The organism is Shewanella sp. SG41-3, from assembly GCF_014164545.1.
Classification (GTDB): domain Bacteria; phylum Pseudomonadota; class Gammaproteobacteria; order Enterobacterales; family Shewanellaceae; genus Shewanella; species Shewanella vesiculosa.
Window position 1 is genome coordinate 20807 of record NZ_JACJFJ010000011.1, and the last position, 21970, is coordinate 42776.

Annotated in this window: 20 protein-coding genes and 1 pseudogene; 20 read left to right on the forward strand and 1 reads right to left on the reverse strand. The window is 42.3% G+C overall.

Translation table 11 applies throughout. The annotated features are described in order from the left end of the window. Positions 1-112: 112 nt before the first annotated feature. The 16 genes and pseudogenes from H5164_RS17840 (at position 113) to H5164_RS17915 (ending at position 16391) form a co-directional block, all read left to right on the forward strand. Entirely contained in the window at positions 113-1798 is a 1686-nt protein-coding gene (locus tag H5164_RS17840; protein ID WP_182757231.1) for a 4Fe-4S binding protein, read from the forward strand. Positions 1799-1808: 10 nt separating this feature from the next. After that, positions 1809-2474 carry a molecular chaperone gene (locus tag H5164_RS17845; RefSeq protein ID WP_182757232.1) on the forward strand — a complete coding sequence of 222 codons (666 nt, stop codon included), beginning with the start codon at positions 1809-1811 and terminating at the stop codon, positions 2472-2474. A gap of 50 nt (positions 2475-2524) precedes the next feature. Then, entirely contained in the window at positions 2525-2722 is a 198-nt protein-coding gene (locus tag H5164_RS17850) for a formate dehydrogenase (RefSeq protein WP_124017768.1), read from the forward strand. Positions 2723-2738: 16 nt separating this feature from the next. Next, positions 2739-5588: a formate dehydrogenase subunit alpha gene (locus H5164_RS17855; protein WP_124017791.1), complete on the forward strand. Its 2850-nt coding sequence runs from the start codon at positions 2739-2741 to the stop codon at positions 5586-5588. A 25-nt stretch (positions 5589-5613) separates the two neighbouring features. After that, positions 5614-6210: a formate dehydrogenase FDH3 subunit beta gene (gene fdh3B, locus H5164_RS17860; RefSeq protein WP_124017767.1), complete on the forward strand. Its 597-nt coding sequence runs from the start codon at positions 5614-5616 to the stop codon at positions 6208-6210. 48 nt (positions 6211-6258) lie between these two features. Further along, the gene (locus H5164_RS17865; protein ID WP_124017766.1) at positions 6259-7275 is read left to right on the forward strand and encodes a formate dehydrogenase subunit gamma; all 1017 of its coding nucleotides are present in this window, start codon (positions 6259-6261) and stop codon (positions 7273-7275) included. Positions 7276-7610: 335 nt separating this feature from the next. Further along, complete coding sequence (locus H5164_RS17870; RefSeq protein ID WP_182757256.1) at positions 7611-8000, forward strand: septal ring lytic transglycosylase RlpA family protein; 390 nt, start codon at positions 7611-7613, stop codon at positions 7998-8000. 292 nt (positions 8001-8292) lie between these two features. Then, a pseudogene (locus tag H5164_RS17875) lies at positions 8293-8641 on the forward strand (DUF1287 domain-containing protein). Between the two features lie 222 nt (positions 8642-8863). Next, positions 8864-9301, forward strand: a complete 438-nt coding sequence (locus tag H5164_RS17880; RefSeq protein WP_182742113.1) for a GTP pyrophosphokinase — start codon at positions 8864-8866, stop codon at positions 9299-9301. Positions 9302-9420: 119 nt separating this feature from the next. Further along, the gene (locus tag H5164_RS17885; RefSeq protein ID WP_182723746.1) at positions 9421-10353 is read left to right on the forward strand and encodes a hypothetical protein; all 933 of its coding nucleotides are present in this window, start codon (positions 9421-9423) and stop codon (positions 10351-10353) included. A 95-nt stretch (positions 10354-10448) separates the two neighbouring features. Further along, on the forward strand, positions 10449-11147 hold the full coding sequence (locus H5164_RS17890; protein ID WP_182757233.1) for a polymorphic toxin-type HINT domain-containing protein: 699 nt from the start codon (positions 10449-10451) through the stop codon (positions 11145-11147). A gap of 323 nt (positions 11148-11470) precedes the next feature. Beyond that, positions 11471-12268: an EcsC family protein gene (locus tag H5164_RS17895; RefSeq protein ID WP_182757234.1), complete on the forward strand. Its 798-nt coding sequence runs from the start codon at positions 11471-11473 to the stop codon at positions 12266-12268. A gap of 327 nt (positions 12269-12595) precedes the next feature. Next, complete coding sequence (locus H5164_RS17900; protein WP_182742583.1) at positions 12596-13519, forward strand: formate/nitrite transporter family protein; 924 nt, start codon at positions 12596-12598, stop codon at positions 13517-13519. Between the two features lie 215 nt (positions 13520-13734). Beyond that, positions 13735-14448 (forward strand): ZIP family metal transporter, encoded by a 714-nt coding sequence (locus tag H5164_RS17905; protein WP_182757235.1) that lies wholly within the window; start codon positions 13735-13737, stop codon positions 14446-14448. Positions 14449-14761: 313 nt separating this feature from the next. Then, the gene (locus H5164_RS17910; protein WP_182723747.1) at positions 14762-15631 is read left to right on the forward strand and encodes a DMT family transporter; all 870 of its coding nucleotides are present in this window, start codon (positions 14762-14764) and stop codon (positions 15629-15631) included. 427 nt (positions 15632-16058) lie between these two features. Then, positions 16059-16391 (forward strand): multidrug efflux SMR transporter, encoded by a 333-nt coding sequence (locus H5164_RS17915; protein ID WP_124017758.1) that lies wholly within the window; start codon positions 16059-16061, stop codon positions 16389-16391. Between the two features lie 208 nt (positions 16392-16599). Here the strand turns inward: H5164_RS17915 and H5164_RS17920 are convergent, their stop codons facing one another. Further along, positions 16600-17763 carry an iron-containing alcohol dehydrogenase gene (locus H5164_RS17920; RefSeq protein ID WP_182698716.1) on the reverse strand — a complete coding sequence of 388 codons (1164 nt, stop codon included), beginning with the start codon at positions 17761-17763 and terminating at the stop codon, positions 16600-16602. A 253-nt stretch (positions 17764-18016) separates the two neighbouring features. Between H5164_RS17920 and H5164_RS17925 the strand changes: the two genes are divergently transcribed. The 4 genes from H5164_RS17925 to H5164_RS17940 all read left to right on the forward strand — a co-directional run bounded on the left by H5164_RS17925 (position 18017) and on the right by H5164_RS17940 (position 21902). Next, a complete protein-coding gene (locus H5164_RS17925) occupies positions 18017-18886 on the forward strand; it encodes an AraC family transcriptional regulator (RefSeq protein WP_182757236.1) in 870 nt (289 codons plus the stop codon). A 58-nt stretch (positions 18887-18944) separates the two neighbouring features. Continuing rightward, positions 18945-19268, forward strand: a complete 324-nt coding sequence (gene yqfB / locus H5164_RS17930; protein ID WP_182723749.1) for a N(4)-acetylcytidine aminohydrolase — start codon at positions 18945-18947, stop codon at positions 19266-19268. A gap of 360 nt (positions 19269-19628) precedes the next feature. Next, a complete protein-coding gene (locus H5164_RS17935) occupies positions 19629-20966 on the forward strand; it encodes a coproporphyrinogen III oxidase family protein (protein ID WP_124017754.1) in 1338 nt (445 codons plus the stop codon). Between the two features lie 90 nt (positions 20967-21056). Beyond that, positions 21057-21902: a PfkB family carbohydrate kinase gene (locus H5164_RS17940; RefSeq protein ID WP_182698718.1), complete on the forward strand. Its 846-nt coding sequence runs from the start codon at positions 21057-21059 to the stop codon at positions 21900-21902. Positions 21903-21970: the final 68 nt, after the last annotated feature.

The following is a 21970-nucleotide window of genomic DNA, read 5'->3' on the forward strand; positions in this document are numbered from 1 at the left end:
TGAAAGCCGTTATGTAAAGATTTACAACTAGTTATACGATCAACAATAAGCGTGAACAGTGGACTGAGCTATCACTGTTAATGAGGTATAAAAACCGAGAATTGGGAACGCAATGAGTATCAGAAAAAACCAGCCACAGCTGAAACAAGCACGACAACAGGTGATGGCGAAGACGCAGATTTTGCAAAATTTAATACCGCCTACCGTTAGTTATACTACCCAGGGGCATGTACTCATTATTGGGCCTGAAGATCTGGCACGTTTAGCGGCGGACAAATTGTCTACTATGGCAAGTCGAGTGATTTTAGCCAATGAAGCGATCACTAGCCAAGATGAAGTCCATCTTGAAGCCGTGATGAATGCGGCGGCTGATGTCGAAAGTTACTACAATAAATTGACCAGTGTTAAAGGTTTTTTAGGCCAGTTTCAGGTCAAAGTTGAAGGCGATACTGGGATTACAGATTTAAGCGTGGTTGCTATTCGTCAAGCGCATTTTGATATCGTGCTCGATTTAAGCCACAGTCCCTGTATTAATCTAGAAATGCTTCCTCCAGGTTACTTTTATGTTGGCCAAGACTCTGCATTACTCGCTGATGCTATTGCCAATATCCCAGAGTTAATAGGAGAGTTTGATAAACCACGTTATGTTCGGGTTAATAGTGATATTTGTGCCCATGACAAACATGGTCTAAACGGTTGTAATCGTTGTTTAAATTTTTGTCCTGCGGATGCAATTAGCAGTATAGCGCATAAGATTGAAATTGATCCTTACCTTTGTCATGGAGCCGGCAGCTGTACCAATACATGCCCAACAGGTGCACTGAGCTATGATTTACCGACCCCAGCATCGTTGCATACTTACCTTGAAAAGCTTATCAGCCGCTATCGTGAAGAAGCCCAAACCGCCCCTGTTATCTTGTTTCATGATAATGAAGCTGGAGCTGGAGCTGAATTGATTTCGGAGCAATTAAGCGGTGATGTGTTACCCGTCGCAATGGAAGAAATAACCGTAGCGAGCATAGATCATTGGTTAGCGGCATTAGCCAATGGTGCCCGCGAAATTTTAATCTTACAAACACCAGCAACAGCACCGACATTACTGCAAATGCTCAAAGGTGAGTCTGCATTAGCTAATCGTATTCTCGACCAAATGGGCCAGCCTCAACGGATCCGCTTAATTACTCCGTCAGATCTAAGTCAGCTAGATGATGCACTCGCGGTCAGCTTAACTTGGCCTGTGATTATGCCGATGATGTTAACGGCAGCAGAACCTAATACTAATGTAAAACGCAGCATCATATTTCAAGCGATTGACCACCTCAATAGCCAAGCCGCAGGCGTTGATGATGTGCTCGTTATGGCGAATATTCCATACGGTATGGTGAGTATCAACAGCGACAAGTGCACCTTGTGTTTGTCATGTGTATCAACATGCCCAACCCAAGCTTTGAAGGATGGCGGTGATGCTCCGGCACTGAAGTTTGTTGAGCAAGATTGTGTGCAATGTGGGTTATGTGAAGCCGCTTGTCCCGAAAACGTGATTAGCTTAATACCACAAATTAATTTTAATCAGTCAGCAAGACAACACGTTCAAGTATTAAAAGAAGAACCTGCATTTGAATGTATTCGATGTGGTAGTGAATTTGCAACTCAATCAATGATACACAAAATGGTAGAAATGGTCGGCGCCCATAGTGCGTTTAGCGCCAATATTGAGCGTTTGAAAATGTGTGGCGACTGCCGAGTAAAAGACATGTTTGAAGACATCCTTGACGATCCAGAAAAGCAATTGCAATAAGAGATCTCTTATGACCGAAGCAGGAAGACAAGTAAGTGAGAATGATCAGTTAAGAGCCGATATATATCAGTTACTGGCAGCGTTGTTACGCCGCCAACCTAGTGCTGAATTATTAGCGTTCTTAGCCGATTTAGAGGTAGAGGCCGAGGATGGCAATGCCATGAGTCAAGCATGGAATGCGTTAAAACTCGCTGCAGCAAACAGTGATACCAACACCTTAGAAGATGAATACTTTGCTATTTTCTTGGGTGTAGGCAGTGGCGAAATTATGCCATACGGTAGTTGGTTTATGACCGGCTCGTTAATGGATAAACCCTTAGCTGCATTGCGCGGCGACCTGATGCAACTTGGCTTTGAACGTGAAGAAAACGTTAAAGAGCCAGAAGATCATGTTGCGGCATTATGTGAAGTCATGGGCTGCTTAATTTTAGAAGCACCAGGTTATCGCCAATTAGCGTTTTATCAACGTCATATTGGTAGTTGGATTATGCGTTTTTGTGACAACTTAGCCAACACGCCTAGTGCCCATTTTTACCAAAGCGTTGCGCAATTAGCTAAAGCGTTTTTTACCGCTGAGGCCAATGAATTTGAACAACTGAGTTTAAATATTCCGGTGAATTGTCCAGGTAGTGCTGACTTAGAACCGCTTGAACAAGACGTTGTACAAATTAACTAAACCGGGTGATGGCTTATTTTGCCTCATCTTTTTATCAACAAGGAGACAATATGAAAAAGCAAGCTTCCGACATGGGTCGCCGCCAAATGCTAAAAGCATTAGCGCTCGGCACAGCGGCAGGTGCTGTGGCTAGTGTTAGTGCACCTGCACTTGCCCAAGTCACTAAACCGTCTGCAGAAGAGCCTACGGGCACTAACTATCGCGAAACAGAGCATATTCGTAATTATTATGCATCGTTAAGCAAATAACAAAGGAGAGTGTGTGATGCGATTAACCCGCAAAACAGACACGGCCACCAAAGCTGAAAAGCCAGGCCTAGGTCTTAACCGACGTCAATTCCTCAAGTCTGCCAGTTTGGCGACGGGTGGTATTGCAGCTGCTTCAATGCTTGGCGCAGGTATGATGCGTAAAGCAGAAGCTAAAGATGTCCCACATGATGCTCCAACCGAGATAAAACGGACAATTTGTTCTCATTGTTCAGTAGGTTGTGGTGTTTATGCTGAAGTTCAAAATGGGGTATGGACAGGGCAAGAGCCTGCGTTCGACCATCCATTTAACCAAGGAGGTCATTGTGCCAAAGGCGCTGCATTGCGCGAGCATGGTCATGGTGAAAAACGCTTAAAGTATCCGATGAAGTTAGAAGGCGGTAAGTGGAAACGTCTATCATGGGAACAAGCTATTAATGAAGTGGGCGACAAAATGGAGTCGATTCGTCAAGAGTCTGGTCCTGATTCTGTTTACTTTATGGGTAGTGCTAAATTTTCTAATGAACAATCTTATATGTATCGCAAATTAGCAGCGATGTGGGGCACTAACAACGTCGATCACTCAGCTCGTATTTGTCACTCTACCACGGTAGCCGGTGTTGCAAACACTTGGGGCTACGGTGCGCAAACTAACTCGTTTAACGACATCCGCAATTCAAAATGCATGATGTTTATTGGTTCTAACCCATGTGAAGCTCACCCTGTGGCGATGCAACACATTTTGATTGGTAAAGAACGCGGTGCCAAAATCATCGTTGTTGATCCACGCTTTACCCGAACAGCAGCTAAGTCTGATGAGTATGTCCATATTCGTCCAGGTACCGACATTCCATTTATTTATGGTTTGTTATGGCACATTTTCGAAAATGGCTGGCAAGATGATTCGTTCATTTCTCAACGTGTATACGGCATGGAACGTATTCAAGAAGAAGTGAAAAAATACACTCCAGAAGAAGTTGAACATATTGCTGGTGTGCCAAAAGCTCAAATGTACCGTGTTGCGAAAATGATGGCAGAAACTAAGCCAGGCACTATCGTGTGGTGTATGGGTGGTACTCAGCATCATATTGGTAATGCTAACACTCGCGCATATTGTATTTTACAGCTTGCCCTTGGCAACATGGGTATCGAAGGCGGCGGAACGAACATTTTCCGTGGTCACGATAACGTACAGGGTGCGACTGACTTTGGTTTATTATTTGATAACTTACCAGGTTATTACGGTTTAACCTCTGGTGCATGGGATCATTGGGCCAATGTGTGGGATCTGGAACCTAAGTGGATCACCGAGCGTTTTGACCAAGGTGAATACTTAGGTCAATCACCTCAAACATCAGCGGGTATTCCTTGTTCGCGTTGGCACGATGGTGTGTTAGAAGACAAAACCAAGATTGCTCAAAAAGACAATATTCGTCTGGGGTTCTTTTGGGGGCAGTCAGTTAACACTGAAACCCGTGGTCGTGAAGTGCGTGAAGCGCTAAACAAAATGGATACCATTGTGGTCGTCGATCCATTTCCAACTATGGCTGCAGTAATGCACGAGCGCCAAGATGGAGTGTATTTATTGCCTGCGGCAACTCAGTTTGAAACCTATGGTTCGGTTTCGGCTTCTAACCGTTCTTTACAGTGGCGTTCGCAAGTTATTGAACCATTATTTGAGTCATTACCTGATCATACAATCATGTATAAATTGGCTAAAAAATGGGGCGTAGAGGACCAATTCTGTAAGCACATCAAGGTCAATGGTGATGAGCCATTAATAGAAGACATTACCCGTGAATTTAATACAGGTATGTGGACTATTGGTTATACAGGCCAAAGCCCTGAACGTTTGAAAATGCACCAAGAAAATTGGGGCACCTTTGACGTTAACTCGCTGGAAGCACCCGGCGGCCCAGCTAAAGGCGAAACCTATGGTTTACCTTGGCCATGTTGGGGTACACCAGAGCAGAAACATCCAGGTACTCAAATCTTGTATCGCACCGGACGTGAAGTTAAAGACGGTGGTGGTAACTTCCGTGCACGTTATGGTGTTGAACATAACGGCAATAATATTCTTGCGGAAGGTTCTTTCTCAAAAGGTTCTGAAATTCAAGATGGTTACCCAGAGTTTACTGCCGACATGCTAAAACAGCTTGGCTGGTGGGATGACCTAACAGCAGACGAAAAAGTTAAAGCTGAAGGTAAAAACTGGAAAACTGATATCTCTGGCGGTATTCAGCGTGTGGCAATCAAGCATGGTTGTATTCCTTACGGTAACGCTAAAGCGCGTTGTATCGTATGGAACTTCCCTGATGATATTCCATTACATCGCGAACCGTTATACACGCCTCGTCGTGACTTAGTGGCTAAATACCCAACCTATGAAGATCGGATGGTAGCGCGTCTACCAACACTTTATAAAACGATTCAAGACAAGGATTTTGCTACTGATTTCCCAATGGCATTAACTACTGGTCGTTTGGTTGAGTACGAAGGTGGTGGTGAAGAAACCCGTTCAAACCCATGGCTTGCAGAACTGCAGCAAGAAATGTTTATCGAGATCAACCCAGCAGATGCTGCTGATCGCGGTTTACGTGATGGTGATGACGTGTTTGTTCATAGCCCAGAAGGTGCCAAAATTACTGTTAAGGCTATGGTGACACCGCGTGTTATTGCGGGTGAATGTTTTATGCCATACCATTTTGCTGGTGTATTTGAAGGCAAGAGTTTGGTCAAAAACTACCCAGAAGGCACAGTGCCTTATGTGATTGGTGAATCTGCCAATACCGTAATGACCTATGGTTATGATGTCGTAACGCAAATGCAAGAGACCAAGTCTAGCTTGTGTCAGATAAGCAAAGCCTAAACACTTGATGAGGAGATAAGCCATTATGGCAGTCATGAAATTTCTGTGTGACACCAAACGCTGCATCGAGTGTAACGGTTGCGTCACAGCATGTAAAAACGAAAACGACTCTGCTTTAGAGTGGGGTATTCAGCGTCGCCGCGTGGTAACGCTTAATGATGGTGAACCAGGAGAAGCGTCAATCTCAGTAGCATGTATGCATTGTACCGATGCACCATGTATGGCTGTTTGTCCGGCCGACTGTTTCTACCGTACCGAAGACGGCATTGTGCTCCACAACAAAGATACTTGTATCGGTTGTGGCTATTGCTTTTATGCTTGCCCATTTGGCGCGCCGCAGTTCCCTAAAAAGACTGCATTTGGTAGTCGCGGTAAAATGGATAAGTGTACTTTCTGTGCTGGTGGCCCAGAAGAAGATCATTCAGAAGCCGAGCGTCTCAAATATGGCTCAAACCGTATTGCTGAAGGCAAATTACCAATGTGTGCTGAGCTTTGTTCAACCAAAGCTCTGTTGGCCGGTGATGCAGGCATAGTGTCTGATATTTATCGTCAACGTATGGCTGCACGCGGTAATCCAAATGTGATTTGGGGCTACAATCCTAAAACAGGTGAAATGGTTTAACCCAGAGCAATGGCTGCGATAATTTTCGCAGTCATATAAGGAGTGACAATGTTAACTTTAACGTTAAACAAATCACTGCGCAGGATGTTTGCTCTGTTGGTTCTGTGTATGGGATTGGGGTTGGTTACATCGACGGTTTATGCCGCCGATGAACAATCAAGTCAGCAACAAGCAAAGTCTAAAACCAGTGATGCAGATCTCTGGCGCGCAGTAAAAGCTGGCGAACCCGGATACAGTACAGACAAAGGCCTTGATGCTGATGTTCTGATTAATGTATCGGGTAATGAAGGCAAAATATTGCGAAATACTTACCTAAAACCAGCACTTGGCTTAGCCATAGTGGGGGTTTTTGGGGCCTTTTTAGTGTTTTACTTAGTCAATGGTCCATCAAGATTAAGTAAGGGCTTTTCAGGAAAAATGGTACTTCGTTGGAGCACAGCCGATCGTTGGTTACATTGGATTATGGCAGTATCTTGCCTAACCATGATGCTAACAGGTGTGATTATTATGCTTGGGCGACATCTCTTAGCCCCATATGTCGGAGACGGTATATGGGCAGGGGTTATAGCCTTCAGTAAATTTGCCCATGATTGGTCTAGCCCCATTTTTATGGTGTCTTGGCTAGCATGTATCATCAAATGGATGCCACTACAATTTTTCAAGATGTATGATTTGAAATGGTTTTTAGTGGTTGGCGGCTACATTAACTTTGGTCCGTTTAAAGGCAAACACCCAGACAGTGGTTTTGCCAATGCGGGTGAAAAAATGTGGTTTTGGACCTTAGCTATTTTTGGTCTAAGCATCAGTTTAAGCGGTATTATGTTAGTGTTTCCGACACTGGATTTGCCGCGTGAACTGTCGATGCTCGCTTTGTTGATACATGGTCTTAGTGCGACGATCTTAATCGCATTTACTATAGTGCATATTTGGATGGGAACCGTACTCAGTGAGGGCGGGATGGAGTGCATGTTATCGGGCTATTGTGACGAAAACTGGGCTTCACAACATCATAATGTGTGGTATGACGAAATCAAAGCCGATGGTACTTTAAAATACAAAGAGTAACCCTGGCACTCTGGTGTTAGTACACTAGTTGATTGCAGATATAAAACACCTTGTTAGGTCACTGACAAGGTGTTTTTTATTGACCATTTTAACTGCGTTATCGGCTTTTTAACGGCATAACGCCACCCAAAAGTCTCAGTTTTATCACTATTGTTATTGTTATGGGCCAACGATTCTTTGCCAAAACAACCTTGAGAGATCAACATACGGTAATCAAAATAACGGTTTCATTTGAATCATTATTCAAAGTCAGTTAGTGTTTCTGACATTATTAAATTACAAGAAAACGAGTAATTTAGCCGGCTCGTTATGTGAACACACTAAAAAGACAAACCATGGTCGCTATTTCACGAAAATTTCAGTTTTTAATGTTTTCCATTATGTTGGCAGGCTGTTCTTCGATGCCAGCTGATGTTGGTGGCAATTGGATCGGTTTTACTGAGTCTGGCCAAGCCTCACATTATGCAGATAGATACCAAAATAAGAAAACGGCTAGCGGGGATCTCTATCGCCACAATCAAAAAACAGCAGCCCATAAAGATTTACCATTCGGTTCAAATGTAAAAGTCACCAATATTAATAATGGTAAAAGTGTTACCGTCAAAATCAATGATCGTGGTCCGTTTGTTAAAGGACGCATCATTGATCTTTCTAAGTCGGCTTTTAGCAGTATAGGCAATGTATCTACAGGTCTTCTTGACGTTAAAATCGAAGTGATCCGTTAGCGGGTACAAAGCTTGCTGTATACGTGAGTGTAAATATGTTTGGTCTGGCTTAGTAGCATAGGTTTTCAGGGTTTAGCAGGTGAATGTTATATTCTAAGGATGGTTAGTGGGACAGTCAGTACTGTTTTGCGTGTTATTTTTTAGTCCAGTAATTCATGCAGTAGACTTTCATCACGATATTGTCTCGAGTTTGCTTAATAGAACACCCCAGCAGATTTTGTATGACGGTTCTTATATCTCAATACCATTATCTCAATGGTGATGTAGCTAAAATATCTGTGTATGCACAAATATGATTATTCGAGTCTACCAAGGAATTGGTACTGATTTGCAACAACTAGTGCACCAAGATAGGCGTACACTTTTCTCTTTATCCTTCTCAAAGACTTTGGGGTCTGAATTCTACAGATAGAAATATACACCAGCGACGTGCTGCTCATTTGCAGACGTTCTTTAAAAGGCATGGTAAATCGTTAACCATTAGGACTCATGACTCAGCTTATGCTGTTAGTGATGTTGTTACTTGGATATTGCCAGAGAATTTACCCCATATTGATATGGTTATCGCTCTGGTTGACGCTACAACCGGTAATCCTATGATTGTTCATTATATTGGTTTTGCGCCTAAAATTGATTTTTGATTATGACATGGCTAGGCATTATCGATTTGAACCATCGAAATATAACCACTAAGTAATGGCTTGGACTATTATTTAAAGTGACGGTCGTACGGCATTAGTGGCTGGTTGTGCAACGTTAATATTATCAAATAAACAACGTTATTTACTATTGATTTGCTACCAAAGTTAAACAGATATTATCTGGTGCTTCTAAGGATAAATGATTAACCCTAAAGAGAAATTATGAACATCATCGAGAAATCATTAGCAATCGCTTTACAAGCTTATTCGGGGAAACAAGATAAGGCAGGGAAAGCATATATTCTTCATCCACTTAGGGTCATGGCCAAAATGGATACTGAATACGAAATGGCTGTTGCCTTGCTTCACGATGTTATAGAAGATTCTGATTATACTGCTGAGTATCTCCTGGAAGAAGGTATCCCATTAGATGTAGTAAACGCAGTGCAATTGTTATCTAAGAGCGGTGATGAAAGTTACCATCAATTTATCAATCGCGTTACCGCTAATCCATTGGCGGTCAAAGTTAAAATCGCTGATATTGAGGATAATATCAATATTTTACGTTTAAAGGTTATTGATGCAAAAGATCTTGAGCGGATGGCGAAATACCATGCCGCCTGGAAGACGCTGCAAACTTTAACGCCCATAACGTCATAAAATTAAAAAGTTTTCGTTACACCTGCTATTGTTGAGTAATTAAGCTAACATTCACTATTGTCTAACCGTAGTATTTGCATGAAATAAATAGGACTGGCTTTAAAAACGAGAGAGTTAATATGGATTTTAATTTACTGCGTTTGTGTGTGTATTTACTTTTTCTAAGTCTATGTAACCTAGTTTATCTCCCTTATGCTTGTGCAGCGGATAAGTTCGTTATAAATCACTCAGTCTCAGAAAGTGATCGACGCTATCAATATACTTATGAGCTGTTAGATTTAATTATTCAAGAGACCAATGCCGATTTTGGGGATGCTTCTATTGAGGTGACTAATCTGGTGATGAGTCGAAATCGGATATTTAAATCATTACAGGATGGCCAAACGATTAATGTTATGGCCGAAGCATCAAATGAAGAGTGGAATACAAAGCTCATTCCTATCCCTATCCCCATCCGCAAAGGCATTCAAGGGTTTAGAGTTTTTATTATTAAAAATGAAAATAAAAACTTGTTGGCCAATATTGATTCACTAGAGCAATTGATGAGGCTGCGAACCGGTTCAGGTAGTCAGTGGTCTACCAGGGTTGCTATGAAACAAGCAGGATTCGATGTGGTGGAGAGCGCGCAGTACGATAGTTTATTCAATATGCTTTCAAAAGGACGTTTTATCACATTTGGGCGTGGAGTGAATGAGGCTTATCAAGAGGTTGAGTTATTTCAAAAGCGTTATCCTGAATTAATCGTAGATGAACATATTGTGCTTAATATCCCTCTGGCGACTTATTATTATGTATCACCTACAAAGCCTAGGTTAGCGAATAGAATCAAGGTTGGTTTACTGAGAATGATTGAAAATGGCAAGTTTGATAAACTTTTCTATCAATGGCATTGCGAGTACTTAATGCGAAGTCAGCTTAACAAACGCAAATTATTTAAAATTAGTAACCCGCTGGTAGTCGAATCACAAATGACTTCGATTATGGGGAAAGACTTTTTGTTTAATTCAAGTTTGGATGCATCATCTATCTGTCAAAAGTACCTTAAACCATAATAACCAATGACAAATGGTTCAGTGAGTATTCCCTAAGTCGTTAAGAATACTCATTTATGCCGATTTAACCACTATTTGGAAATATTACTGCCGTTATGCTAGAGATTAACTATTCTATTGGTGACCTAAAAACCTCGATGCTGGTTGTAGAAGATCATCATTTTTACCTTCTAACTGAGGTATGGGTAAAGGCTGAAGAGCTGAGCATCGGTGATAAAATAGTTGCTTGTAGTGATGCTGTCGCTGAGATAGACAAGATCAATAAAGTTGAAGATTCACATCATTGCCAAGATTTAAAAATAAGCCACAATCATAATTATTTTGTCACCACTACTCGTCCGGCTTTTCATGACACGCTTTGCGATAGGGCGCCAATCGATAAACTTGAACTTATGGCCTATGAGTTGGCCAATAGACCCTCTAACTATCCTGATGGTAGGCTGACCGGTTACCATGGTGGGCCTTGGGTTGCGGCTAAATATTTACATCGCGATCCCGACAAGGAAGTTATCGGTTGGGGCCGTGCTAATGACAGCATGTGCGCTGAAGATGCAGCTGTAAGTGATTTGAGGCAAAAATTGGGTGATGCGATTGTGCTACATCGAAGTAATGTAACTATTTCTCATGCCTATTTGAGAAAATATACTAAAAAAGGCCGCTTTGTGAATACAATGAGTCCTTGTATTCACTGTCGTGATAACTATGGTAGTGCACTAAATGACCTCACAGTTGGTGTGAGTAATTTAGCTAAAGACGGTCGTGATTATTTACCCCCAGTCGAAGAGTCATCCTAAGTTACCTATGGATTGACCACCCGAAACTCCAAATCAACAATCCCAGTTCAGCTTGAGATTAAGCCTATCTGCATATTTTATATCGCTCTATTTTATTGCACTAATGAATAAATTTTGCGGCAGCACTTATCTGGAAAACCTGACAGATAATGATTGTCGCAAGCGATGATATTGGATTTGGTAATAGGAAACTGTAGGCTTATTGTTGAATAAGAGCTTTAAGTTGATTTGCAACCGACGCTATTTTACGTCAAATTAGTTTCAGTGATTTAGGTTTATTATAGAACTGCTCAGGTGCCTTGTCTCACTACTAAGGAATTTACGTGAATATTTCAGAATCACACAAAAAAGAGCTTTTGGTTGCTAAATCGCTATTAGAAAACCCTGGTCTAGCGGTAAAAATAACCAGCTTTATAGGTACTCCTATTGAAAAAGGTTTAGCATTACTACCTGAAAACTGGAATAAAAATATTGCCAAAGTCACAGAAAAATCGCTACTTAAAGCGTCTGATGCGGCGATATTTACAATGAAAGATATTCCCGGAGAACAGTCGTCTAATGTTTGGCATAAATTAGGCGTTGCGGTGAGTGGTGGTATGGGTGGTTTTTTTGGCTTAGCTGCAATCGCCGTTGAGCTTCCTATTTCGACAGCAATAATGTTGCGCTCTATCGCTGATATTGCTCGAAGTGAAGGCGAGTTGATTACTACGCTGGAAACCAAGATGGCTTGTTTAGAGGTCTTTGCATTAGGAGGCGCAAGTGATTTGGATGATAGTAGTGAATCAGGATACTTTGCCATACGCGCTACGCTAGCTAAATCTGTGTCTGAAGCCACTGAATTTATGCTTAAAAAAGGGCTTACCGATGAGGCCGCGCCTATTCTAGTTAAGTTAATTACTAAAATCGCTGAAAAGTTTGGCGTTCAAGTGACGCAAAAAGCTGCAGCTCAAGCTGTACCCGCTATCGGCGCAGCTGGTGGCGTTGTCATCAATACTTTGTTTATTGATCATTTTCAAGACATGGCCAGAGGGCATTTTATTGTACGAAAGTTAGAGCGAGTATACGGACATGAAAGTGTAAAAATCGCTTATGAATCGTTAGCTCAAAAAGGCAATAGATAACTTCACATGCGCAATTCATTTTGATAATAAGCGTATTTCATACGCCAGTTTTATTACGCTGATACGTCAATGCGCTTTGTGTACTAAATCAATTACTCGTTTGCTATCAGTGATGCAAACCGTTCGGTTTGGACTGGCTTAATTTATATCTTATATTCAATAGCGGTTCTGTAAACATAAGCTCGCAGGTACATTATCGACCAGTAATACCCTAGCCAGACCATTATACTGCTCGCTGTGTTTGTTGAATAGATGACATAAAGCATCTATTATTTATGCACTTAGCTATAACATCAAGCTGGATTTTAGTCAGAGAAGGATAGCAATATGACACAACCTGTACCTGAACAGGTCGATAATACTAAGTCGTCAACAACCGACGATCTACAGCCAAACAACAAGGCTGTTAAACGTGAAGAGCGGCAGAAGCAGTCAACAAAAGTAGAGATAGCGTTGACAGGCTCAGAGCGTGAAGCTGTGGATGAGCATGGCAGTCTTTCATCACTCACCGTCTATTCTATTATTCTGCGTGAAGGTCAGGAGGAGCTGCAGCGGCCGCTACTCTCTTTGTGGTGGTCTGGTATTGCGGCTGGTATCGGTATTTCATCATCGGTGTTGGCTGAAGGTATCATCCGAAGTAATCTAGGCTCCGATCACCCTTATTTGTCGCTTATTGAAAGCCTTGGATACACTTTTGGTTTTGTACTCGTCATTTTAGCAAGACTGCAGCTGTTTACTGAAAACACCATCACAGTCGTACTGCCGCTGCTAGCCAGCACAACACAGCGTCGTCTGGTGTGCACTGCTCGCTTGTGGGCTGTGGTATTGGCCGCTAATTTCGTTGGCACTTTGTTTACCGCGGCTATTTTCGTTCACGGTAGCGTTTTAACAGAAGAGATCCTTAGCGCGGTTCTCCAGATATCACGCCATGTCGCCGAGTTAACGCCGGCAGAGACACTGATGCGCGGCATTCCGGCGGGCTTTTTTATAGCCGTACTGGTGTGGATGTTGCCCTCGGCAAAAGGGTCTGAAGTGCTGGTTATTATTATGTTTACATGGTTAATTGCAGCTGGAGGCTTTACTCATGTTATTGCTGGCTCCAATGAAATATTTAGCCTTGTTGTCAATGGGGAGATGAATATGTTCACTGCGCTATCACACCATATCGGTCCCATGTTACTGGGCAATATTATTGGCGGTACAGGGCTGTTCGCCATGTTAGCTTATGGCCAAGTTAGAGAAGAAATGTAAATTTCATATTGAAACAGGTAATGTTGTTTATTCTCAACATGGCTGACATGGTTGTTTTTATATGATTTATTGGAGCCATTTCATCAGGCGCTTGATTTATAATGAGTCAGCACCTGTCTTAAATGATGACGATGTTGGATGACCCATATCGTCTCACATAGCTTAGTCCTGTTATGCAGGTTACAGCAGCGTAATACTCTTTTAAGGATTTAATCATGTCTTTGCTGCTAACGGTTTTAGCAACCACATTGCTTGCTGGTTTGGCTATGCCATTCGGGGCCTTAATTGCCCGTTTTGAGAACGTCAGCAGTGAGTGGCTTGAGCAGGAGTTTAGGCACAGTGTCATGGCTTTTGGCGGTGGGGCACTATTGTCTGCCGTTGCTTTGGTTTTAGTACCAGAGGGTATAGCGCATCTTAAGCCATTATCTGCTTGTATCTGGTTTATGGTCGGTGGGCTGAGCTTTATGGCCCTTGATATTTACCTGCAAAAAATAGCGACGCCTGCTAGCCAGCTTGCTGCAATGCTGGCTGACTTTATTCCTGAGTCCATTGCTCTGGGAGCCGCATTTGCAACGGGCAGCAGTAATGCATTTTTACTTGCAGCGTTAATCGCGCTCCAAAATGTGCCAGAAGGATTTAGTGCTTATCGTGAGTTAAATGGCTCTTCTGCTTTTCGGCCCCATAAAATTATTCTTATGTTTTGTTTTATGGCATTGCTGGGCCCCATAGCAGCCATGTCTGGCTATTTATGGCTTTCAGAGTCGCCAAAAGTGATTGCCGCAGTCATGCTGTTTGCCTCTGGCGGTATTCTCTATTCAATATTTCAAGATTTAGCTCCTCAGGTAAAACTAGAACAACGTTGGGCACCGCCAATGGGAGCGGTATTAGGGTTTTGCCTTGGTATGCTGGGGTTAATGTTAACCGCATAATCAATACTATCTTTAGGTAACATTGGACAATCTCCAGACGACAAAGGGAGTCAACAAAAAAGGATGATGCTCAGTTAACTTATCTACATTTAACCATCGTTGTGCCAGTCTTTATGTCGAGTAGATAATTAACTCTGTGGATTTTTGCTTAGCCGGTCGACGGCCTCACATATCATTAACCTCTGTTGTTATCTTTTCGGTATCTGAATGATATAACTTGTGTGACAGACGGTAATTATTGCTGCAGGGTTTTATCTGTCTCAGGTAGAATGCCGACCCAGCACTTCGTTTTTTATTTTTGGATATCCTCTAAATGCAAATCAATCGTGTACTTCTGACCGCTGTCGGTAGTGTTTTACTGGCTATGGTGACCATTCAATCCGGCGCTTCTTTAGCCAAGCAACTTTTCCCTTTGGTTGGGCCAGAAGGCACCACCGCTTTGCGTTTAGGCTTTGCTGCTACCGTACTTTGGTTGGTTTTTCGCCCATGGCGAGCATTACCACAAGGCCGAGATTGGCAGAGCATTATTATTTATGGCCTATGTTTAGGTGGGATGAATATCCTGTTTTACTTAGCTATTGATCGCATTCCTCTGGGGATAGCTGTTGCGCTGGAGTTCACCGGCCCTTTAGCGGTCGCTTTATTTGGCTCTAAGCGTAAAAGCGATCTATTTTGGGTTGCTTGTGCCATTGCGGGGATTTTGCTGTTAATGCCTGATTTATCTAGCGCACAAGGGCTTGATCTTACTGGTGCATTAATGGCATTAGGCGCCGGAGCATGTTGGGCTGGTTACATTTTGTTTGGAACTCGCACAGGCAAGCAAGCATCAGGTGGCATTACCGTTGCCTTAGGCATGACTGTTGCTGCAGTCGTTCTGGTACCTATTGGTGCAGTTAGCCAAGGCATGGCATTACTGAGCTGGGAAGTGTTACCGCTTGGATTATTAGTCGGGGTGTTATCCAGCGCTTTGCCTTATTCTTTGGAAATGGTGGCCTTGAGAAATATGCCGACACAAGCTTTTAGTGTGTTGATGAGTTTAGAGCCTGCAATTGCCGCATTGGCGGGTTTTATTATTTTAAGTGAGCAATTGACCTTGCTCCAGTGGGCCGCAATCGGTTTAGTGATTATCGCTTCTATCGGCAGTAGTTTTACGCCTAAAAAAGCCATTGAGATGGGCGTGTAGCTTTGTTGATAGTTTTTGTTTGCTTAATACATTGATATTTATGCTTTGGCTTGTCGTTAAAGTTGCTACGAGCCACAATGGCTAGCTTATGCTGGCTGTGTGTTTAGGGTTAACTTTATCGCTGAATTATAATTTTTCGCTCATTGATTCCAGCTATGGATTCTAGGTGTCGCCAGCCATATTTTTCACATCTTGTCGCTCATCGTTTTTATCGCCGATAGGTCACAGGCACAATGATCAAGATAGCAGCTTAATGTTTTTCTGCTTAGAACCGTAATGTTATCGCTTAATAAATGGCGATGTTAGCCACGTATTATGTGGTTGTTAAATCTACTGTGGCACAGAAGAGGAGATAAAAGACTAGACTGTTTTTTTATTATTTAGGCTTTATACTTCCCGGCTGTTTTGTCTTTATAGAATGTAAAACATGAAAAGTTGGATATTTTTAAGTGTAGCCATTTTAACTGAAGTGGTAGCCACTTCAGCGCTAAAAGCCAGTGATGGATTTTCAAAATTAGCGCCTTCAATCGTAGTTGTTGTCGGCTACGTATTATCTTTTTATTTTTTATCTCTCGCACTAAAAAGTATTCCTGTTGGTGTTGCTTACGCTACTTGGGCTGGACTGGGTATCGTATTAATTACACTTATTGCTTGGGTGATGTATGGGCAAAAATTAGATTTAGGTGCACTGGTGGGGATGGCGTTCATTTTAGTCGGTGTCGTTGTGATGAATTTATTCTCAAATGTGACTCCGCATTAGCGCGTTAACTAATAAGTAGGCACTGAGCTATTGAGCCCTAGTCTGTTAAGTAACGGTATTGATTAGCAACTTATTGTGCGCATTCGTCGTCCGTTTCGAGGTAATAAAAAGGGCTTAACAATGATAGTCATTGTTAAGCCCTTTTTTGTATCAGTGGTAACTCAAGCCCAAACGATCAATGAGTTTATCGTTTGGGTTATCAGTACTATTACCACGCCATGTCTAAAATCTTGCGACTGGTAGCTAAATCTACTTTGCCGCTTTCAGATAATGCCGTCATACCGTGTGCTTCTAAAGCATCTATCACTAGGCCAAGCTGATCTTGAGTGACACCATGATCGCGCAAGCGTGTCGGTAACCCTACTTGCTTGAAGAACGCCTCTGTTTTATCAATCGCTTGATCTACACGGCTGCCTTCATCACCTTCAGTAATATCCCAAACGCGTGCAGCGTATTGCACTAATTTAGCGTGCTTTTGCTCTTTTAATACGCGCCATAATGATGGCAACACAACGGCTAAGGTTTGCGCATGGTCAATATGGAATAATGCAGTTAACTCATGGCCAATCATGTGCGTCGACCAATCTAAAGGAACGCCAGTGCCGATCATGCCGTTTAAGGCCGATGTTGCACTCCACATTAAGTTAGCACGAGCATCATAATTGGTTGGTTCTTCAACCGTAATAGGACCAACTTCGATTAGGGTACGTAAAATACCTTCAGCCATGCGGTCTTGTACACGGGCATCAACAGGATAGGTCGCATATTGCTCAAGTACGTGTACAAATGCATCGACTACACCATTTGCCACTTGGATTTTTGGTAAGCTAAAAGTCAATTCTGGATCAAGCATGGCAAACGTTGGGTAAACGCATGGATGATTTACTGGGAATTTACCACCTTTATAGCTGACTACTGCAAAGGCGTTCATTTCAGAACCCGTCGCAGGAAGCGTTGCAATAACTCCCAGTGGAATAACCTTGTCGTTAGCCACGGGTACCGGTGTAAAGCCGTGATGTAATAAGCTTGCCGTGTCGCCATCAAACTGAGTCGCTAAAGCGATAAACTTAGTACCGTCCATCACTGAGCCACCACCAACAGCGAGTAAGAAGTCGATGTTTTCTTTACGAGCAACTTCAACCGCTTTAATGAGTGTGTCGTACTTAGGGTTCGCTTCAATGCCGCCGAACTCAAATACTACGCGGTCACCTAATGCAGCTTTAACTTTATCTAATGTGCCAAAACGCTGAACGCTGCCACCGCCATAAGTGATTAATACTCTTGCATTGGCTGGAACAAGCTGATCTAACTCTGCGATACGGTCTTTACCGAAAACAACATGTGTAGGGTTACGATAATCAAAATTAAGCATAATAGACGCCTTTTGGTTTTGCGCTGAAACAAAGAGTTGGCTTCTTGTGTATATAGGTTTTTTATACACAACAGCAACGATAAATCATCTGGCTATGATAGCCCTTTGAGTCAAAATAAACATACACAGAACTATCGTGTTCATGCCTATTCCTATCTTTATTATATAAATATGATGTTTTTTAGATAAATTAAATACCTTTTTCTGCTTTTTTGCTAGTATCAATACCATAATTTATTCTGAGGGAAAGGGTATGAGTGAGATAGCAAGATTAATGGCGCCGCTTGCGCCTAAAGAGGGCGTTAATCATACTCATTTAGCGGGTGTTAATGTATTTCGTAGCTCGCAGTATGGTGCGCGTGGACCAATGTGCTACTCGCAAGGTGTACTCATTGTTGGCCAAGGTAAAAAGCGGGTTTACTTAGACAATCAAAGCTTCGATTACGATCGCCAGCGTTCATTAGTGATGACGGTACCATTGCCGGTAGAGTGTGAAACCTTCGCCAGTATTGAAGAACCGGTATTAGTGTTGATGGTTGATATCGACTTAGTACAGCTTAATTATATTATTCGGCTGATGGACGAGCATAATCAAATTCCCAAAGATTTAAATGAATCGCGTCAGAGTGGTTTTTTTGTTGCAGACAACACAGAAGACATGGATTGTAGCGTGATTAGACTATTGCACGCATTGCAATCACCGCTTGAGGCTAAAGTGATGGGTGAGGCGTTAGTGCTTGAGCTGTTATATCGTTTGTTAGACTCACCTAACGCAGCGCCATTGTATGCGTTATCTTTAAGCCACACACGTTTATCTAGGGTTGAAAAAGCCCTCAGTTATATTCATAAGCATTATGGTGAGTCGGTCGAAGTCGACACATTAGCCAGCCTAGTTAATATGAGCCCGTCTGCATTTCATCGTTGCTTTAAAGAAGTCACCGCATCTTCACCGATACAATACTTGAAGAAAATTCGCCTGAATAAGGCCAAAGCATTACTGCAACTGCAAAAACTCAAGGTCAAAGAGGTATCGACACAAGTGGGTTATGAAAGTACTGCCCAGTTTAGTCGTGAGTTTAAACGCTACTTTGATCAAAGCCCGGGCGAGTGCGCTAGGTTATAATATTTTATATCGATAAGGTGCTATAAACCCATCTTATGTTTTCTGTTAAGGTTTCCTTATGTCAGCTGCACCAACGCAAATTACCTTTTTTGAATTTTTAACGCCGTTAGTCGCATCTGGACTAAAAACCATTACTATCCGCGATATAAGCGAGAGCCATTACCAACCTGGTAGTCAAGTTGAGGTGTTCACCCTCGAAACCCATATTAAAGTGTGTGACATTATGATTTTGGCGGTTGAGCCATTAGCCTTTGCTGACATTAATGAGTTTCATGCCGCCCAAGAAAGCTTGCCATTAGCAGAGTTAAAGCTGCTTATTCAGAAGGTCTATCCTAATCAGCCAACATTATTTATGATTTCATTTAAATTGGTTGCAGCTTAATCGCTATTATTTCCCTAAATGCTGCACTAAGACTAAGACTAAGACTAAGAGTAAGAGTAGCCAGATTCTATTTTATTCCTAACCAATTATTCGATAGTGCGCGATCTAGCCTTTATTTTATCTGTTTGTTTTGGTTGCTGCATAAACTGTTTCATTTGCGCTCCAACAGCAGTGTCTAAAACATGATCTGCTTAACAAATGGGTAAGGATAAGCGTGTTAGTTTATGTATTTGTTGGCGAGTTCGCATTTTAGCAATTTATAAAGTGTTATTTTGATTTCCTGCATCGACAGTGCGTCTTTTATTTAGCGCTTTTTATCAATGGTTTTGCTCCCAGTGACTCATTCAGTTAGGATTTTTTATGTCTCCAATTATTCAATCAGCCAGTCATGAGCTGATTAAACCTTATCAGTCAAATATTACGGTACCCAATTGGATGATCAGTTCTATGGAGCGGGTGATGCAATATTATGTTGATAAGAATTTGCGTCTCGACACCATCTCAACAGACCGCATGCCTAAGCCCGTTGAAGGCAAAAAATACATGTTGTACGCACACATTCCGTTTTGCCATACCTTGTGTTCATTTTGTACTTTTCACCGCTTTTTATTCCGTGAAGACAAAGCGCGCGAATATTTTGTGGCGCTGCGCAAAGAAATGCAAATGGCCAAAGATTTAGGCTATGAGTTTGAATCTATGTACATTGGTGGCGGAACGACTACCGTACTTGAAGATGAATTAGCCCGCACAATTGAACACGCAAAAAATCTCTTTCCTGGCATTAAAGAAGTCTCTTGTGAGTCGGATCCACAACATTTAGCCAGCCCTGAGTTTAAGCAGTTAAAAGGTTTGGTCGACAGAATGTCGATTGGGGTACAAAGCTTTGACGACGGCATTTTAAAAATGACTGATCGATTAGATAAGTTTGGTTCAGGCCAGCAAACCTTTGACCGCATTATGGCAGCTAAAGAGCTATTTCCGATCATTAACGTTGATTTGATTTTTGGCTTTCGTGGGCAAACAGAAGAGATTATTCGGTCTGACCTTGAAATGGCGTCTAAACTCGATCCGCGCCAAATTACCACTTATCCATTGATGATCACCCATCAAACGCGTAAAAGTGTCAAAGCAGATCTGGCAGCACCTCATGGTGAAATGGTTAATCAGTACCGCCAAATTTTAAATCGCTTAACTGGGCAATATACTCAATTGTCTGCATGGGCGTTTGGTAAAACTAATGATGAAGGTTTTGATGAGTATGTGATCGACTATGATGAATATCTTGGTGTCGGTTCAGGCTCATTTAGTTTTTTAAATGACACCTTATATGTAAATACTTTTTCGCTAAAAAAATATCAACAACGTATTGCTGAAGGTCGAATGGCTGTTGAGCAACAGAAAAAATATCAGCTAAAAGAAGTCATGCAGTATCGTTTTTTACTGGGGATGTTTTCTGGGCGTTTATCGCGTCAATATTTTCGCGATACTTTTAACGTTAATCTAGATACAGCCTTGTTTAAAGAAATGGCATCAATGAAAGCGATGGGAGCACTGAAAAATGATCCTATTAATCCTGACAAACTGATTGTGACCGACAATGGCAAAATGCTCGGATTATTGATGATGAAGGAGTTTTACTCGGGTATGGACAATGTGCGCGCCCAATTACGTCAACCACTTGCTGAAGCGGATATGTGATCCTGTGATCAACCACCAAAGGCCGTGTTAATCACGGCCTTTTTGTTATACTCAAGGTTCTTTTTAACTACACTTTTTTAGGTGAGTTGCATGGCTAATATTCTTTTGCTTGCCAATATTAATTGTGATCGCATTCTAATGCTTGATAAACCCTTACAAACCGGTGGTCGATTTCATTATCAAGACGGTGGGTTACGTTTAGGCGGTGGCGGCGCGAACACTGGCTTAGGTTTAGTATGGGCCCAGCACAATGTGTCATTGGTGAGTGAGGTTGGCAGTGATGATATTGGCGATTGGATTTTAGCTAAGGCCAGCACTTTAGGGCTTGATTGTCGCTTAGTGCATCGTTTTAATGGCAATACGTGTGAGATGCTATTGGTGATGACCCCAGATGGTGAGCGCACCATTATTCGCCCTCAGCGACCTATTTTTGAACTGCCAGTGCCGCCTAAATGGCATCATTGGGATGCCTTTTATATTAACTCTTCGGCAAAAGGTGCTGGTGTTTGGGCGGCAAATGCTATTGCATCCAATCCTAACTGCAAAGTGATATCTCAACTGGCGAAAGATGAACGTAACCGTCCTTGTCATGTACTCATCGCGTCGATTACCGACATGCAAGGACGCTGTAATCAAGACCCATGGCTATTTGCTTACGCGATTGCGGGTGATGCATTGGAGTACTTTATTGTCACCGATGGTGACCAGGGAGCTATGGTGTACAGTGCCGACGGTGAACAACATGTGCCCGCGGTTACTGCTGACGTTATTGACACCACTGGGGCCGGCGATGCTTATGCTGCTGGGGTTATTCATGGTTTATGTCAGCAGATGTCAATTACCGATGCAATGCATGAAGGCGCTTTGTGGGCCTCATTTGCCGTTGCCACCCAAAGCTCAATTCCTGGCGAGGCCTTAAAACAGTACTTAAGTTAACGGCTATGAGTAATGATTAACTTTGAGGATGAATACATGTCTATACACATGACTAAAATAGTCTTCGA

Bases quoted from the DNA above. Each gene is read 5' to 3' on its own strand.
- H5164_RS17840 (WP_182757231.1), top strand. From the start codon at position 113: ATGAGTATCAGAAAAAACCAGCCACAGCTGAAACAAGCACGACAACAG.
- H5164_RS17845 (WP_182757232.1), top strand. From the start codon at position 1,809: ATGACCGAAGCAGGAAGACAAGTAAGTGAGAATGATCAGTTAAGAGCC.
- H5164_RS17850 (WP_124017768.1), top strand. From the start codon at position 2,525: ATGAAAAAGCAAGCTTCCGACATGGGTCGCCGCCAAATGCTAAAAGCA.
- H5164_RS17855 (WP_124017791.1), top strand. From the start codon at position 2,739: ATGCGATTAACCCGCAAAACAGACACGGCCACCAAAGCTGAAAAGCCA.
- fdh3B (WP_124017767.1), top strand. From the start codon at position 5,614: ATGGCAGTCATGAAATTTCTGTGTGACACCAAACGCTGCATCGAGTGT.
- H5164_RS17865 (WP_124017766.1), top strand. From the start codon at position 6,259: ATGTTAACTTTAACGTTAAACAAATCACTGCGCAGGATGTTTGCTCTG.
- H5164_RS17870 (WP_182757256.1), top strand. From the start codon at position 7,611: ATGGTCGCTATTTCACGAAAATTTCAGTTTTTAATGTTTTCCATTATG.
- H5164_RS17880 (WP_182742113.1), top strand. From the start codon at position 8,864: ATGAACATCATCGAGAAATCATTAGCAATCGCTTTACAAGCTTATTCG.
- H5164_RS17885 (WP_182723746.1), top strand. From the start codon at position 9,421: ATGGATTTTAATTTACTGCGTTTGTGTGTGTATTTACTTTTTCTAAGT.
- H5164_RS17890 (WP_182757233.1), top strand. From the start codon at position 10,449: ATGCTAGAGATTAACTATTCTATTGGTGACCTAAAAACCTCGATGCTG.
- H5164_RS17900 (WP_182742583.1), top strand. From the start codon at position 12,596: ATGACACAACCTGTACCTGAACAGGTCGATAATACTAAGTCGTCAACA.
- H5164_RS17905 (WP_182757235.1), top strand. From the start codon at position 13,735: ATGTCTTTGCTGCTAACGGTTTTAGCAACCACATTGCTTGCTGGTTTG.
- H5164_RS17910 (WP_182723747.1), top strand. From the start codon at position 14,762: ATGCAAATCAATCGTGTACTTCTGACCGCTGTCGGTAGTGTTTTACTG.
- H5164_RS17915 (WP_124017758.1), top strand. From the start codon at position 16,059: ATGAAAAGTTGGATATTTTTAAGTGTAGCCATTTTAACTGAAGTGGTA.
- H5164_RS17920 (WP_182698716.1), bottom strand. From the start codon at position 17,763: ATGCTTAATTTTGATTATCGTAACCCTACACATGTTGTTTTCGGTAAA.
- H5164_RS17925 (WP_182757236.1), top strand. From the start codon at position 18,017: ATGAGTGAGATAGCAAGATTAATGGCGCCGCTTGCGCCTAAAGAGGGC.
- yqfB (WP_182723749.1), top strand. From the start codon at position 18,945: ATGTCAGCTGCACCAACGCAAATTACCTTTTTTGAATTTTTAACGCCG.
- H5164_RS17935 (WP_124017754.1), top strand. From the start codon at position 19,629: ATGTCTCCAATTATTCAATCAGCCAGTCATGAGCTGATTAAACCTTAT.
- H5164_RS17940 (WP_182698718.1), top strand. From the start codon at position 21,057: ATGGCTAATATTCTTTTGCTTGCCAATATTAATTGTGATCGCATTCTA.